Below are 14,659 nucleotides of genomic sequence, written 5' to 3'. Positions count from 1 at the left end.
CCTACCGTGCCTCCTGGTCGCCGTCCGGCGCCGTCGTCGCCCACATCGGCAGCCGCTCCGCGCGCCGCCTCCCCGGTCCCGCCTGCCGGACCGGCCCCTCCCCGCGGCCGCGCGGCACCGCCGGCGCCCCGTCCCACAGCGTGCCGTCGGTCCGGTCCCGCGGATCGGGGTCCACCAGCACCACACCGGCCACCGGCACCCGCTGCTCCGCGAGGTGCCGCGCCACCGTGTGCAGCCAGGCCGTGCTGCCGTGCCCGGCCCGCACCACCAGCAGGGCCCGCGCGCCCAGGTACGGCAGGTCGTTCCACACCGCGCCGGGCGCCACCGACCCCACGCCCAGCCGGCGCTTGTGGTGCGGCACGTCCGCCGCCCGCTCGCCGCCGACCACGGACACCCCGTCCGCCCGCGCCGGACGCCCGGCCAGCGGCACCCCCGGCAGCCCGTCCACGACGACCACCGGCCCCTCCTGCTCCAGCGTCCCCGCCAGGTCCAGGGCGAGCGCCCCGGTCTCCCGGACGCACCCCAGCTCCAGCAGCGACACCGGCTCCGAGGAGCCGCGCACGATCCGGGCCAGCGAGGCGGTGAGCCGGGCCCGCTCCTCCCGGCTCCGCCGGCGCCGCCACCGCCCGGCCGACCGGTGCGGCAGCTCGGCGACGACCGAGGCGCCGAGGTGTCGCGCGATCTCCCGGCGCAGCACCGGCCGGTCCGCGACCACCGTGCCGACGGCGGTCACCGCGAGCCCCAGGGCCAGCCCGAGGACGAGCCCGATCAGGGCGTCGGTGACGAGCGTCCGGGGCAGCGAGCGCCGCACCGCGCGCGGCGCGTCCACGATCTGGGTGCCGGCCAGCAGCCGGGGCGTGCCGATCCGGGCCTCCGTGGCGCGCTGCTCGAAGTCGGAGACGCGGGAGGAGAGTTCGGCCCGGCGGGAGAAGAGGGACTCCATGTCCGCCGACGACTTCCCGTCGCCGCGCGGCCCGGCCTTCCCGATCTCCTCGTTGACCCGGGCGAGTTCGCCCCGCAGCCGGTCGCGCTGGGCGGTCAGCGCCTTGGTCTCGGCGTCCGTGACCTCCTTGATCCGCCGCAGGTGGTCGGCGATGAAGGCGTCGGCCAGCGCCTGGGCGCGGGCCACCGCCTCCGCGTCGTCCTTCCCGGTCACGGTGATCTGGAGCACGTTGTTGGTCAGCCCGGCGCCCTCGTACTCCCGCATGAACTCCTCCGGTACGTCGGGGGAGTTCAGGGCCTTCAGGGCGTCCCCGGCGATCCGCGTGGTTTGGAGCAGCGCCACGTCGGTGCGGATCAGCGTCCCGGGGTCGTTCGGCTGGTCCTCCTGGTGCGCGACCAGCAGTTTGGTCACCGCCGTCGGCGGCGCGGGCAGCAGCACCGCCACCGCCGCGCCGAGCAGCAGCCCGAGCACCGCCAGCGAGCCCCACAGCCGCCGCCGTCTGCGCACCGCCACGACCAGCGTCTGCAGGTCGAGGAGGGGCGCGTCCGGTGCGTCCGATGCCGTACGGGTCGTCACCGCGCACCTTCCTTCGTGTCGTCGCCCACCGGGGCCGCCGGTGCGGCGGAGGACCGGGACCGCCGGGCGGGGCGCGCCGCGCGCTCCCGGACCTGCCCGGCGACGACGACGCCGACGAGCTCGTGTCCGGCGTCCGCGCACGCCTCGGCGACGGCGGTCAGTTCGGAGCCGGTCCACTGGCCCGCGCCGAGCACGACCAGGGCGCCCGACTCGCCGTCGCGGTCCGGGACCATCGGCCGGCCCACCGGCACCTCCGCCACCCGCGCGGTCAGCTCCTCCCCGGTCTCGGCGAGGAGCAGCCCGGCGGCCCGGCGGCCGGTCGCGTCGCCCTCGGGGACGACGACGAGCAGCGGTCCGGGGACGGGCAGCCGGTTGCGGAGCCGGGCCGACACCCGCCGGTAGCGGACCCGCCGGTCGGCCTCGCCGCCGGACGCCTTCGGCGCGGGCACGTCCCACCGGGTGTCGGTGCCGAGCAGTCGCCGCAGCACGGCCCCGGGGCCGCCGCCCGCCGACCGGTCCGCGGACCGGTCGGCGGGCACCTCGACGGTGCCGAGGAGCGCGGTGCCCAGCGCGGCGGCGATCTCCGGCTCGGTGCGCAGCCGGCGGCTGACCCGGGCGGCGGCGAGGTGCCCGCCGACCGCGAGCAGGAAGAACAGCAGCGCCCCGGCGGCGACGAGCTGGATCCGGGTCGGCGGTGCCTCGCCGGTCGGCCGGGCCGCCGCCCCCATGACGACCAGGGACGTCCGGCCGGTCCGGCCGGCGGCGGGGTCGGCCTGGTCCAGTTTGGTGACGGCGTCGTGCAGCGCGGTCCGCAGCTTCTCCAGCTCGGTGCGGGCCTGCACGCTCTCCACGGTCCGTCCCGGGTCGGCGGCGTCGGCCAGTTCGGTGACGCGGCGGCTGGTCCGCTCCACGGTCTGCCGCAGCGCGTCGAGCCGCGTCGTCGCCTCGGGGTCGGCGCCGTTGCCGAGGATCCGGGTGGTGAACGCGATGAACTCCCGGGCCGTCCGGTCGGAGAGCCGCTGGGCCTTCTCCGGGCTGTCGGCCGTGCCCGTGATCCTGATGATGTTGCCGTCGGCGATCTCGGCGGTCACCCGGTCCTTCAGCTCCTCGCCGTCGGTGCCGTCCGGGCCGAGCGCGCCCGCCGTGCGGTCGAGCACCACCGAACTGGTCGCGACCTGTGCCTGGGTGAGCAGTTCGCGCTCCTCCCACGCGCCCGGCAGCAGCACCGACACGGAGGTCGTGTACCGGGGCGGGAACAGCAGGGAGGCGCCGTAGCCGGCGAGGGCGCCGGCGAGGGCGAGGAGGAGCAGCAGCCGGCCGCGGCGGCGGACGATCCGTCCGAGCGTGACCAGCCGTATGGTGTCGTCGCTCAACGGCGCGGCCCCGTCCCCGGCCGCTTCCGTCCGCCCGCCGGGCGGCCCCGGCGGGCGGCTCCGGGCACCGCACCGCGGACGGCCGCGTAGGCGGCTTCGTACGCGGCGAGCAGCGCGGTCTGCGAGTTGCGCCAGGAGAGCGGCCCCTCGACCCGCTCCTGTCCGGCCTTCCCCATCCGGGCCCGCAGTTCCGGGTCGTCGAGGAGCCGCGCGATCAGCTCGGCGAACTCTCCCTCGTCGTCGGCGGAGGTGTAGAGGGCGGCCTCGCCGGCGGAGACGCGGGCCTCCTTGAGGTCGAAGGAGACGATGGGCCGTCCCATCACCATGTACTCCAGGACCTTGTTCATGGTCGACACGTCGTTGAGCGGGTTGCGCGGGTCGGGGGAGAGGCACACGTCGGCGGTGGACAGGTACCGCACGAGGTCGGCGTCGGGCACGCGGCCGGTGAACTCCACCCGGTCGGCGAGGCCGAGCCGCCGGGACAGCTCCACCATGGCGTCGAAGGTGTCGCCGGCGCCGACGAACACCGCGTGCCAGTCGGTGCGTCCGACCTTGTCGCGCAGCGCGGCGAGGGCGCGCAGGGCGTAGTCGACGCCGTCCTGCGGGCCCATGACGCCGAGGTAGCACAGCAGGTGCGGTTGGCCGCGCTTGAGCTCGGGCTCGGGCGGCACGGGCCGGAAGCGGTCGGTGTCGGGCGCGCTGCGCACGACGAAGACGTCCTCGGGCCGCTTGCCGCCGCGCCGGACCGCGACGTCCCGGTAGCTCTCGTTGGTGGCGATCACGACGTCGGCGGCCCGGTAGGTCATCCGCTCCAGCGCGCACACGCCCCGGTAGAGGAGGTCCTTGCCCCGGTCGAAGCGGGAGAGGTACAGCTCGGGCACCAGGTCGTGCTGGTCGAAGACGAACCGCGCGCCCTGCCGCTTGAGCCACAGGGCGGGCAGGAACAGCAGGTCGGGCGGGTTGCAGGCGTGGACCACGTCGACGGGTCCGACCTTCCGGGCCAGCCGGGCGGTGTGCCACAGCGCGGCGCCGTACTCCCGCAGGTAGCCGGCGGGGCCGCCGGTGGCGGCGCGCAGCGGGTAGCGGTGGATGCGTATCCCGTCGATGACGGCCTCGGCCTCGGTGTCCCGCTTGCCGCCGCGCGGGCAGACGACGTGCACCTCCCAGCCCGCGTCGCGCAGGGTCGTGCATTCCTGCCACACCCGCCGGTCGAAGGGTACGGACAGGTTCTCCACCAGGATCAGCGCGCGCCGGCCGTGCCGCCCGCCGCCGGTCGTGTCACCAAGCAAGGCCCATGTATCCCGGTTCGGTCCGGCGCGCGTCGGCGTCGGGGAGGCGGACGAGGTCGACGATGACGGGGCCGTCGCCGTGCGGGAGCGCCGCGAGGACGGCGGGGTCCCGGGTGCCGACGAGGCACACCTCGGCGTGGTCCAGCACGTCGTCGACGGAGTCGGTGAGGAGCTGCGCGAGGTGCGGCAGCCGGGACTCGATGTAGTCGCGGTTGGCGCCGAGGAGCCGCGAGAGGTGCACGTTGGCGTCGTAGATCCGCAGGTCGTAGCCCTTGCCGAAGAGGCGTTCGGCGAGTTCGACGAGGGGGCTCTCGCGGAGGTCGTCGGTGCCGGGCTTGAAGGAGAGCCCGAAGAGGCCGACCCGGCGCTTTCCGGTGCGCTCGACGAGGTCGACGGCGCGCTGGAGGTGGTCGGCGTTGGAGGCGAGGACGTGGGCGAGGATGGGCACCGACACGTCGGCCCGCCGCGCGGCGTGGACCAGGCTGCGGAGGTCCTTGGGCAGGCAGGAGCCGCCGAAGGCGAAGCCGGGCCGCAGGTAGGCGGGGCTGATGTTGAGTTTGCGGTCGGCGAGGAAGACGTCGATCACCTGGTGGGAGTCGACGCCGAGGGCCTGGCAGACGGCGCCGAGCTCGTTCGCGAAGCCGATCTTGAGGCCGTGGAAGGCGTTGTCCGCGTACTTGATGGCCTCGGCGGTGGGGACCGGCACCCGGAACACCTCGCCGGGCAGTCCTTCGTAGAGGGCGGCGACCATGTCGCCGCCGTTCGGGCCGAGTTCGCCGATGACGGTCTTGGGCGGGTCGAAGAAGTCCTTGACGCTGGTGCCCTCGCGCAGGAACTCCGGGTTGACCGCGACGTCGACGTCGACGCCGACGGTGCCGCCCAGGGCCTTCTCCAGGAGGGGCACCAGCAGGTTCAGGCAGGTGCCGGGGAGCATGGTGCTGCGGAAGACGACGGTGTGCCGTCCGCCGCGCTCGGCGAGCGCGGCGCCGATCTCCTCGGTGACCCGTTCCAGGTAGGCGGTGTCCAGGCTGCCGTTGGCCGCCGAGGGCGTGCCGACGCAGACGAGGGAGATCTCGCTGCCCTCGACGGCCTCGCGGACGTCCCGGGTGGCGCGCAGAGCCCCGGTCCGCACGACCTCGGCGACGAGTTCGCCGATGCCCTCCTCGACCACCGGGGCCTTGCCGTCGTTGACCAGGTCCACCTTGACCTGGTTGACGTCGACCCCGATGACCTCGTGTCCCATGCCGGCCAGGCACGCGGCCGACACGCAGCCCACGTAGCCGAGCCCGAACACGCTGATTCTCATGACCCGTTCCTCCCCCCGGGCAGGCCCTCGCGGCCTGCCGTCCGAACGCCGGCGGTGTGCCGCCGCTCCCCGCGCATCAGTAGGCCCCCTGCCCGTAGAAGACCGCGCGCAGCGTCTTCCACAAGATCACCGTGTCGAGGGCGAGCGACCAGTCCTCCACGTACCGCAGGTCGAGGCGGACCGCCTCCTCCCACGGCAGGTCGCTGCGTCCGCTGATCTGCCACAGGCCGGTGAGGCCGGGCTTGACCAGCAGGCGCCGCCGGATGTCCGGGCCGTAGGCGGCGGACTCCTCCGGCAGTGGCGGGCGCGGACCGACGAGCGACATCGATCCGGCCAGCACGTTGAAGAGTTGCGGGAGTTCGTCGAGGGAGTACCGGCGCAGCACGGCTCCCACCCGGGTCACCCGCGGGTCCCGGCGGAGTTTGAAGAGGGGTCCGGCGCCCTCGTTGAGGTCGGCCAGCGCGTCGCGCGCCCGGTCGGCTCCGACGACCATGGTGCGGAACTTGAGGATGGTGAACTCGCGGCCGTCCTTGCCGACCCGGCGCTGCCGGTAGAAGGCCCCGCCCCGGCTGTCGAGCAGGACGAGCAGGCCGACGGCGGCGAGGACGGGTGCGAAGAGGACGAGCAGCACCGCGGCGCCCAGCCGGTCGACGACTCCCTTGACGGCCCGCCGGCCTCCGGTGAAGGCGGGCATGCTGACGCGCAGCAGCGGGATGCCGAGCACCGCGTCGACGTGCAGCCGGGGGCCGGCGACCTCCATGAGGACGGGGGCGACGACCATCTCGGCGTCGCTGCCCTCCAGGTTCCAGGCGAGCCGGCGCAGCCGGTCGGGCGACCAGTGCGGGTCGGGGGTGACGGCGACGACGCGGTAGCCGTCGCGGCGGACGTGCCCGGCGACGTCCGCGAGCGGTCCGACGACGGGCACGCCGTCGATCCGGTCGTCCTCGGGGCCGTGGCCGTCCGTCGTGCACACGGCGTCGATCCGCCAGCCGATGTGCGGGAACCGGCGGGTCCGGTCGATGAGGTCGCGCACGGTGTCCGGGCTTCCGGCGGCGAGCACGGGCCGCAGGCAGCGGCCCTCTTTCCGCTGTTTGTGCAGCCAGAGGCGGAGCAGGTACCGCACGGTCATGGTGACGAGCGCGATCGCGGGGATCGCGACGAAGATCCAGAGTTTGATGTTGCGCGAGGTGAGGGCTATTCCGCCGAGTGCCAGGACGACGGTCGCCGTGAACAGGGAGCGGCCGAGCCGGCGGAATTCCTCGGCGCCCTGGCCGAGGACGGCCGGGGCCCATGCCCTGCTCACCGCGAGCGCCCCCAGCACGAGGAGCTCGGTGCAGAAGGCGAGGATGCCCCATTTCTCGTGCCAGTTGGCGGCGTCCCTGGCTCCGAAGAACTCTCCTATGGAGGCCACCACGAGGGCGGTGGCCGCGGTGTCGCCGATGATCACGATACGGCGGTAGCGCTGTTCCCAGTCGGTCACGGACCGGTCGATCGTCTCGTCCGCCGGACGCCCAGGCGTCGACGGGAGCGGGCTGACTACTCCCCCTTGCCGCACAGAACTCCCCCCAGATCCCCAGTGGTTCGATGTGTTCGCCCCACGACTCCCCCCGGGAGCCCACGCCCCTCCCCGGCGCATGGCGTCCCGACTGCTTCGGCGGACTTTTCGAGGTACGCGGAGGTCCGCCGGAATCCCGGGTGCTCCCCGCACCCGGGCCCTCGCGGAGCCCCCGAGATCGATCGCCCCGCGACCCGCGCGGGGGGTGTGACTACCGGTTTTCTGTAGCGCTGGACCCATAGATCATGAGTGGTCACCTCATGTCCGAACATCTGAAGCACGGTCAATCTAGAGCATGCGGAGCCGAGATGAAGAGGGAATGTGTGAAATCTGTGCTCGCTCTTTGCGGTCGTATGAACCGATCGGTGATTGCGCATGGTTGCCTTCTGGCCATTGCGTGACCCAAGGGGTTCCGGCCCCCTCCAGCTCGCCTGTTTATGCAGGTCAAGGCGATTTCTTCGGGATAACACACGGAGGGGGAAATGCGTGAGCATAGCAATTAGTCATAGCGCGCAGGCATATTCACGCCAAGCGCTGATGTTCGACCGGTCCCGCGTAAGTGGAAGCGCTTCCCCTGTGTGGGGAAACCGTGGAGAGGCGCCGCGCCGGCGGTCGGCACCCCGCAGGTCAGCGGCTTGCGACGGGGAGGGCGGGACGCCCGCGCCCCGGACCGCGACGGGTGGGCGCGGCGGGTGGGCGAGGGGACGGAACGGCCGTCGGCGGAGGGGAGGCCGGACCGGCGCTCCGGGGCCGGTAGGAGGGCCCGCCGCGCCCCGGACGGAGGCCCACAGGCCCGTCCGGACGCGGCTCGCGGGCGCGCCCGGAGGGTTCCGGCGCCTCGGCGGGGGAGCGCCCGGCGGGATCCGTGCCGGGCCTCCCGCAGTCACCGCCGAAGTCGCCGCGCGGCAGCCTTAGTTGAGCCACCGGAAGGAAGGTCCTGATGCCGCGCGCGGCCGGAATTAGCGCTACCGGAGCGGTGTTTCGGTCACGATCGCAGGGTTTCGGCCTTCTTGGTCTTCTCGGTCTTCTTCGTGGTCCCCTCCGGCGGGAGCGCCGATCGCGGCCCCGGCGAACCGGATCGCCTCCCGGGTGCGGATCTCGGCCTCGGGCCCCAGGTGCCCCGCCCCCGCGACGAGACGGAACACGTGGTGGATGCCCAACTCGTCGAGAACGGCGTGCAGATGGGCGGCCCCCTCGTGCAGGAGGAACTCGTCGGCGGCGCCGCAGTCGATCAGCACCCGAAGCCCGGCGGCCCGGATCCGGCCGGCGTTCCGGCGGGCCCGCCCCTGCGCCGACACGCGGGCGTACGCCTCCGGATCGCCGGTGCCGCCCCCCATGTCCCGGTGCAACTCGCCCAGTAGGGAAGGGAGGTTGGCCGACGGGACTCCGTCGGGCGTTTCGCCGGGGAAGACGGCCGGGGAGACCGCGGCGACGGCGGCGAAGCGCTCCGGAGCGCCGAAGGCCGCCTTGAGGGCTCCGTAACCTCCCATGGACGCCCCGACGAGGGCCGTCGCGGTGAACGCCCCGTACCGCTCGGCGAGCCGGGCCGGGAACTCGTCGGCCACCAGCGTCTCCCACGCGCCCCCGTCCGGCCGGTCGAGGTAGAAGCCGCCCGACGTCGGGGTGCTCACGCAGGCGACGACGGCCCGGGGGAAGGCGCCGCGCCGGAACAGGTCCTCGTAGAGGGGGCGCGCGCGTTCCAGTGAGGCCGCCGACGACAGGGCGCCGTGGAGGTGGAGGACGAGAGGGAGCCGTTCGCCCTCGGACAGGTCGGCCGGGGCGAGGGCCAGATGGTCGACCTCGCGGCCGACCGCCGACGAGGTGAAGCGGCCTTCGGTGAGGCGCAGGAGGGTGCCGTCCATGGTTCCTTCGGGGTTCCTTCCAGGGGGCGGGGGCCGGGGTGGATCCGCGCGGCCGCGGTGCGGCGACAGGAATCTTCCATGATGGTAAGTTTTCCTTCATGGAAGGCAAGGGAATAAGGGAGCGGAAGCGGGCCGAGACCCGGCAGCGCATCTCCGACCACGCGACCCGGCTGTTCGAGCGCGACGGCTTCGAGAACGTCACCCTGGCGCGGATCGCGGAGGCGGTGGACGTCTCCGTGAAGACGGTGACCAACTACTTCGCCGCGAAGGAGGACCTGTTCTTCGACGCCGAACCGCTCGTCCTCGACGCGCTCACCGACGCCCTCCGGCGGCGCGGGACGGCGTCCGCGACCGCCGCGCTCCGGCCGCTCGTCCTCGGCTCCCCGCTGCTCGCCGCCCCCTGCCCGTGGGACGGCACCACCCCCGGGACCTGGGAGGCCATGCGGGTCTGGGCCCGCTGCGAGGAGGACTCGCCGACCCTCCGGACCCGCCGCGCCGCGATCCTCAGGTCCTGGCGGGAGCCCCTCGCCGAGGCCGCCGGATCGCCCCCCTGGGCGGCCCTCGCCGTCGGCGTCCTGCTGCTCCGCCACGACCTCCTCCAACGGGGCCTCCTCGACGGGACGGAACCCGCCGGGGTGCGCCGGAGCGTCGAGACCACCGTCGGGCAGGCCCTCGACGCCCTCGAACGAGGCTTCGCTCCCCGGTAGCCCCGGCCCCGCCCCGGAGCCGGGGAGGTGGCGTCCCGGCCGGGGATCGGGCAGGCTCGCGCGCATGATCTCAGTGGTGCAGAACGTGGCGATCGACTGCGCGGACGCCTATGGCCTGGCGCGGTTCTGGAGCGAGGTGACCGGCCGGCCGCTCGACCCGGACAACCGGCCGGGGGACCGGGAGACCCAGGTGCCCCTGGGGGAGGGGCCGGTGCTCTACTTCAACCAGGTCCCCGAGGCCAGGACGGTCAAGAACCGGATCCACCTGTGCCTGCGCCCCGACACCTCCCGCGACCGCGAGGTGGAACGGCTCCTGGCCCTCGGCGCCGCCTTCGTCGCCGACCACCGCAACCCCGACGGCACCGGCTGGGCCGTCCTCTCCGACCCCGAGGGCAACGAGTTCTGCGTCCTGCGGGGCGACGAGGACCACGCCCGCACCCCCGCCCGTCCCTGACCCCGTCCCACGGCCCCCGGCTACCGCGCGGTCCCCGGCGGGAGGGGAGGGGCGGCCGTCCCGGCCGGGCCCACCGGGACGGTCAGCCGGACCTCGGTGCCGCCCGAGGGGGTGGCGCCGAGGGCGAGGTCCGCGCCGGCCAGCAGGGCCCGCTCGCGCATCCCGCGCTGCCCGGCGCCCTCGGCGGCGCCGCCGAGGCCCCGCCCGTCGTCCCGCACCCGCAGTTCCACCCCGCCGGCGACCCGGCGGAGGGAGAGCTCGACGGTACGGGCCCCGGAGTGCCGGGCGGCGTTCGTCAGGGCCTCCTGGGCGACCCGGTACAGGACGAGTTCGATCTCCTGGCCCAGCGGCGGCAGATCGGCCCCGGCCCGGTGCCGCACGGTCAGACCGGGGCCGTTGAACTCGGCGGCGAGCGCCTTGAGGGCCCTGGCCAGGCCCAGCTCCTCCAGGACGCCGGGGCGGAGCCGGCGCGCGATGCGGCGGATCTCGTCGAGGCTGGACCGGGTGGTCTCCTGCACGTCGCTCAGTTCCTCCCGTACGACGGGCGGCGCGTGGTCGGCGACCCGCCGGAGCTCCAGGAGGACCGCGGTCAGGGTCTGGCCTATCTCGTCGTGGAGCTCCTGGGCGATCCGGTGCCGCTCGGCCTCCTGCGCCGAGAGCGCGCGGGCGGCGCTGGCGGCCCGCTCGGCCTCCAGCCGGTCGACCATCGCGTTGAAGACGGTGATCAGTTCGGCGACCTCGCCGTGGCCCCCGGGAGCGGCGCGGGCGCCCGGCCGCAGCAGGTCGGTGGCGGTCATGGCCCGGCCGAGCCGCTGGAGCGGGGCGAGGGCGACGCGCAGCAGCACGCCGTTGGCGACGAGCATCGCGGCCAGCCCGGCCGCGAGGACCGACGCCTCGGTCAGCAGGACCGGCGTGGAGACCGTGACCGGTCCGAGCAGCAGGGCGGTCGCCGCGATCAGCACCACGGCGTTGAGCAGGAAGATCCGCCAGAACAAGGGCACCGCGCACCACCTCCTCCTTCTCTTCCAGGGTGGGCCGGGCGGCCGTCCGGAGTCCATCGGGGACCCCACCCATTCGGCGCGGCGCGCCGGGACCGCCGGATATGGGTGGTGCCCCCGATGGTGGCGGACCCCGGTGCCGGGCGACGGTGGAGTGACCTGGGCCGGTGCCGTCCCGGCGCCCGCCCCGAGCTCGCCCCGACCCCGACCCCTGATCGCACCCCGACCCGAGGGAGGAGCCGTGTACGGAACCGAGGAGGAGCGCCTCGGCGCCATCGAGGACCGGCTGCGCCGTGACGACCCCGGCTTCGTCCGGGCCTTGGCGGCGGGCCGCCCCCGGCGTCCGCGCGAGGAACGCCCGGTCCGCGCCTGGGCCCTGCTCGCCGCCGCCTTCGCCCTCCTGGCCTGCGGCGTCGTCCTGCCGCACGGCCTGCTGATCGCCGCCGGCCTGGTCCTGGCGGGCCTGGCGGCCGACCGCTTCCCGCCCCCGTGACGCCGCCCCCGTGACGCCCCCCCCCGTGACGCCGCTCCGTGCCACGCCCTGACCTCCCCCGGGCACGCGGGGAGGAAGAAGAGGGCGCGTCCTGCGGGCACGCCCGGAGGGAAGAAGCAGGCGTCCGCCCCCGTCCCGTGGGTCGCTGTCCATCCGGGACGGGGACGGACGCCGTCCCGGGCCCGCCGTCAGGCGGGCGGCGGCACCACCGGTCCGGCGGCCCGCAGATCGGCGAGGAGTTCGGCCTGTCCGGCGAGGACGCCGGAGAGGATCGCCCGCGCCACCGCGAGCAGCTCCGAGACCCGGGGGTCGGCCAGTGAGTAGTACACCCCGGAGCCCTCGCGGCGGGTGACGACCAGATTGGACCGGCGCAGCACGGCCAGCTGCTGGGACAGGTGCGCGGGTTCGACCTCGATCGCGGCGAGCATCTCGGAGACGGCGTGCTCCCGGACGCTCAGCAGCTCCAGGACGCGGATGCGGACCGGGTGCCCGAGCGTCTTGAAGAACTCGGCCTTCAGTTGGTAGAGCGGCGCGCTCACCGTGCCCACCGCCGCGCGCGGGGCGCGGCCCCGGGAGCTACCCGTCGTGTGCATGTCGTCCATCCGGAAGTCGTGACCGTCGTGACCATGGCACCATCCTCGCTCCTCCGCCCCCGGGGGACGGCCCGGGGCGGTCAGTCCCGTACCCCACCCGCCCCGCGGGCCCCGACCGCCTCGCCCGGCCAGGCGTCGCTGCGCCACTCCCGCTGCTCCTCCCCGCCGCCCCGGTGGGCGGCGAGCGCGGCCTCCAGGGTGGGGTGGACGGGAAGCTCGGGATGGTCGCCGACGGGGACGAGGGAGCCGTCGGCGGGGATCGCGGCGAGTTCGAGACCGCGTCCCTCGGCGGCGAGCCGCCGGGCCGCCTCCGCCACCGCGAGCTGGCCCCCGGCGGACCAGCCGCGCAGCGCGGTCAGGTCGAGGACGACCGGCCCGGTGCCCCGGGCGAGGACCCAGCCGACGGCGCCGTCGAAGCGGCCGACCGCGTCCGCGCCCAGGAACCCGGCGAGGGAGAGAACGCCCAGGTCGGGGTGGGTGCTGTACCGCCATTCGATGGTCATGCTCGTCGCCTTCGTCCCTGTCCGGGCCCGCGTCGGGAGCGGGTCCGGTGCTGTGTGTCGGTCGGTCCGCGCGAAAGCCCGCGCGGAGGTCTGTCCCGGGCCCCGGGCCGAAGCGGCTCCCCGCCCCCGGAGGCGTCCGCCCCCGGGGCCGTACCCGCCGCCACCCCCCTCACGGTCAGCGGACCGCTTCCGCGACGCCCGGCCCGGCGGGCGCCGGGTCCGGTGCGAGGAGTCCGGCGCCCTGGAGGTGGGCGCGGGCCCCGGCGATGGCCTCCGGGGTGGTCGCGTACTCCCGCCCGTCCCGGCGCAGCAGGTCCAGCGCGCCGACGGAGTCGAGTGCCTTGCGGTGGTCGGGCCGGATGCCGGAGGTCAGGACGGCGATGCCGCGCCGGTTCAGCTTCGTCACGGTGTCCTTGAGGACGAGCGCGCCGGTGGCGTCCACGGTCGTCACGTGCGACATGCGCAGGATGACCACGCGGACATCGGCGACCTCGGCCAGTTCCAGGAGGAAGCGGTGGGCGGCGGCGAAGAAGAGGGGGCCGTCGATCCGGTACGCCACGATGTGCTCGGCCAGCAGCGCGTGCTCCTCGTCGGCGTGCTCGCCGGGCAGGTCGGCGCGGAAGTCGACCTCGGCGAGCCGGGCCTGCCGGGCCACCGCCCGCAGCGCCAGCGCCCCGGCCACCACGAGGCCGATGATCACCGCGTACACCAGGTCGAGGGCGAGCGTGGCGGCGGCGGTGAGGACCAGGACGAGGGCGTCGGAGCGGGTGGCCTTCGCCATGGCGCGCAGCGAGCCGACCTCGACCATGCGGACGGCGGTGGCGAGCAGCACACCGGCGAGCGCGGCCAGCGGGATGCGGGAGACCAGCGGGGCGGCGGCGAAGACGATGACCGCGAGGACGGCGGCGTGGGTGAGGGCGGCGAGCCGGGACGAGGCGCCGGTCCGGACGTTCACGGCGGTACGGGCGATGGCGCCGGTCGCCGGGACGCCGCCGAACAGCGGCGCGGCCAGGTTCGCCAGGCCCTGGCCGAACAGCTCCCGGTCGGGATCGTGCTTCTGCCCCACGGTCATGCCGTCCGCGACCTGTGCCGACAGCAGGGACTCCAGGGCGGCCAGCGCCGCCACGGCGACCGCCGGGGCGAGCAGCGAGCCCAGCGCGGACGGATCGAAGAAGGCCAGGGAGGGCGCGGGCAGTCCGGCCGGCAGCGCCCCGATCGCGGTGACGCCGTCGAAGACCGGGAGCTGCGCCGCGAGGGTCGCGGCGGCGACCGCGACCAGCGAGAAGGGGACGGCGGGCCGCAGGCGGGCACCGGCCAGCATGAGGGCGGCGACGCCGAGGGCGAGCGCGGGCGCCGCCCAGTGCGGGGAGCGGACGAACTCCTCGACGGCCCGCCAGGTCACCACCAGCACCCGGTCCCCCTCGGGCTGGGGGACACCGAGGGCGTGCGGGACCTGCTGGAGGCCGATGACGAGGGCGATGCCGAGGGTGAAGCCCTCCACGACGGAGGCCGGGACGTACGCCATGTACCGGCCGGCGCGGAGGAGGGCGAGGGCGACGACGAGGACACCGGCCAGCAGTCCGACCATGAGGACGCCGTCGGGGCCGTACCGCGCGACGATCGGGACGAGGACCACCGTCATGGCGCCGGTCGGCCCGGACACCTGGAGGTTCGAGCCGCCGAAGACGGCGGCGAGGGCGCCCGCGACGACGGCGGTCGCGAGGCCGGCCTCGGCGCCGAGGCCGGAGGAGACGCCGAAGCCGAGGGCCAGCGGCAGGGCCACGATCGCGACGGTGAGTCCGGCGAGCAGGTCGCGGCGGGGGTCGCGGGTCATGGCGGTGAGGTCGGCGCGGCGGGGGAGCAGTGCTCCGATCCCCCTCGTCACGGCGGTCAGGTACGGCGGAACCGACACGGTCGCGCACTCTCCTCACTGCCCGCGGATCTCCGACCGGGCGCCCACACCTGCGAACACAGCCAATACATCATGTATGTAATTGCAGAATTATG

At 74.9% G+C, this 14,659-nt stretch carries 13 protein-coding genes; 3 read left to right on the top strand and 10 right to left on the bottom strand.

The window, feature by feature from the left end; translation table 11 throughout:
* Window position 1: 1 nt before the first annotated feature.
* From IE219_RS17575 to IE219_RS17550, 6 genes are all read right to left on the bottom strand, one after another.
* Window positions 2-1,519 (bottom strand): Wzz/FepE/Etk N-terminal domain-containing protein, encoded by a 1,518-nt coding sequence (locus tag IE219_RS17575; RefSeq protein ID WP_189978372.1) that lies wholly within the window; start codon window positions 1,517-1,519, stop codon window positions 2-4.
* Entirely contained in the window at window positions 1,516-2,892 is a 1,377-nt protein-coding gene (locus IE219_RS17570; protein ID WP_189978370.1) for a YveK family protein, read from the bottom strand. The genes IE219_RS17575 and IE219_RS17570 overlap by 4 nt, the downstream gene beginning before the upstream one ends.
* A complete protein-coding gene (locus IE219_RS17565) occupies window positions 2,889-4,181 on the bottom strand; it encodes a glycosyltransferase family 4 protein (protein ID WP_189978368.1) in 1,293 nt (430 codons plus the stop codon). The genes IE219_RS17570 and IE219_RS17565 overlap by 4 nt, the downstream gene beginning before the upstream one ends.
* The gene (locus IE219_RS17560; protein ID WP_189978366.1) at window positions 4,171-5,487 is read right to left on the bottom strand and encodes a nucleotide sugar dehydrogenase; all 1,317 of its coding nucleotides are present in this window, start codon (window positions 5,485-5,487) and stop codon (window positions 4,171-4,173) included. The genes IE219_RS17565 and IE219_RS17560 overlap by 11 nt, the downstream gene beginning before the upstream one ends.
* Before the next feature lie 76 nt (window positions 5,488-5,563).
* Window positions 5,564-7,042 carry a sugar transferase gene (locus IE219_RS17555; protein ID WP_189978364.1) on the bottom strand — a complete coding sequence of 493 codons (1,479 nt, stop codon included), beginning with the start codon at window positions 7,040-7,042 and terminating at the stop codon, window positions 5,564-5,566.
* Between the two features lie 965 nt (window positions 7,043-8,007).
* The gene (locus IE219_RS17550; RefSeq protein ID WP_189978362.1) at window positions 8,008-8,904 is read right to left on the bottom strand and encodes an alpha/beta hydrolase; all 897 of its coding nucleotides are present in this window, start codon (window positions 8,902-8,904) and stop codon (window positions 8,008-8,010) included.
* Between the two features lie 98 nt (window positions 8,905-9,002).
* Here IE219_RS17550 and IE219_RS17545 point away from each other — a divergent pair, with 98 nt between their 5' ends.
* Window positions 9,003-9,611 carry a TetR/AcrR family transcriptional regulator gene (locus IE219_RS17545; protein WP_189978360.1) on the top strand — a complete coding sequence of 203 codons (609 nt, stop codon included), beginning with the start codon at window positions 9,003-9,005 and terminating at the stop codon, window positions 9,609-9,611.
* Window positions 9,612-9,675: 64 nt separating this feature from the next.
* Complete coding sequence (locus tag IE219_RS17540) at window positions 9,676-10,065, top strand: VOC family protein (protein WP_189978359.1); 390 nt, start codon at window positions 9,676-9,678, stop codon at window positions 10,063-10,065.
* Between the two features lie 20 nt (window positions 10,066-10,085).
* Here the strand turns inward: IE219_RS17540 and IE219_RS17535 are convergent, their stop codons facing one another.
* Complete coding sequence (locus IE219_RS17535) at window positions 10,086-11,066, bottom strand: sensor histidine kinase (RefSeq protein ID WP_189978357.1); 981 nt, start codon at window positions 11,064-11,066, stop codon at window positions 10,086-10,088.
* Between the two features lie 238 nt (window positions 11,067-11,304).
* On the opposite strand from IE219_RS17535, the gene IE219_RS17530 reads away from it, so the two are divergent.
* Window positions 11,305-11,556, top strand: coding sequence for a DUF3040 domain-containing protein (locus IE219_RS17530; protein WP_189978355.1), 252 nt, complete (start codon window positions 11,305-11,307; stop codon window positions 11,554-11,556).
* 188 nt (window positions 11,557-11,744) lie between these two features.
* Here the strand turns inward: IE219_RS17530 and IE219_RS17525 are convergent, their stop codons facing one another.
* From IE219_RS17525 to IE219_RS17515, 3 genes are all read right to left on the bottom strand, one after another.
* A complete protein-coding gene (locus IE219_RS17525; RefSeq protein WP_189978565.1) occupies window positions 11,745-12,095 on the bottom strand; it encodes an ArsR/SmtB family transcription factor in 351 nt (116 codons plus the stop codon).
* A 134-nt stretch (window positions 12,096-12,229) separates the two neighbouring features.
* Window positions 12,230-12,652 (bottom strand): STAS domain-containing protein, encoded by a 423-nt coding sequence (locus IE219_RS17520; RefSeq protein WP_189978352.1) that lies wholly within the window; start codon window positions 12,650-12,652, stop codon window positions 12,230-12,232.
* Window positions 12,653-12,827: 175 nt separating this feature from the next.
* A complete protein-coding gene (locus tag IE219_RS17515; RefSeq protein WP_189978564.1) occupies window positions 12,828-14,486 on the bottom strand; it encodes a SulP family inorganic anion transporter in 1,659 nt (552 codons plus the stop codon).
* Window positions 14,487-14,659 lie beyond the last annotated feature (173 nt).

Source organism: Streptomyces termitum, from assembly GCF_014650175.1.
Taxonomy (GTDB): Bacteria; Actinomycetota; Actinomycetes; order Streptomycetales; family Streptomycetaceae; genus Streptomyces; species Streptomyces termitum.
Note: the sequence above shows the minus strand (reverse complement) of the source record. Positions and strands in the feature narration are given on the sequence as shown.

Coding starts and splice junctions, on each gene's coding strand:
- IE219_RS17560 (WP_189978366.1), bottom strand. CDS start 5,487: ATGAGAATCAGCGTGTTCGGGCTCGGCTACGTGGGCTGCGTGTCGGCC.
- IE219_RS17550 (WP_189978362.1), bottom strand. CDS start 8,904: ATGGACGGCACCCTCCTGCGCCTCACCGAAGGCCGCTTCACCTCGTCG.
- IE219_RS17545 (WP_189978360.1), top strand. CDS start 9,003: ATGGAAGGCAAGGGAATAAGGGAGCGGAAGCGGGCCGAGACCCGGCAG.
- IE219_RS17540 (WP_189978359.1), top strand. CDS start 9,676: ATGATCTCAGTGGTGCAGAACGTGGCGATCGACTGCGCGGACGCCTAT.
- IE219_RS17520 (WP_189978352.1), bottom strand. CDS start 12,652: ATGACCATCGAATGGCGGTACAGCACCCACCCCGACCTGGGCGTTCTC.
- IE219_RS17515 (WP_189978564.1), bottom strand. CDS start 14,486: ATGACCCGCGACCCCCGCCGCGACCTGCTCGCCGGACTCACCGTCGCG.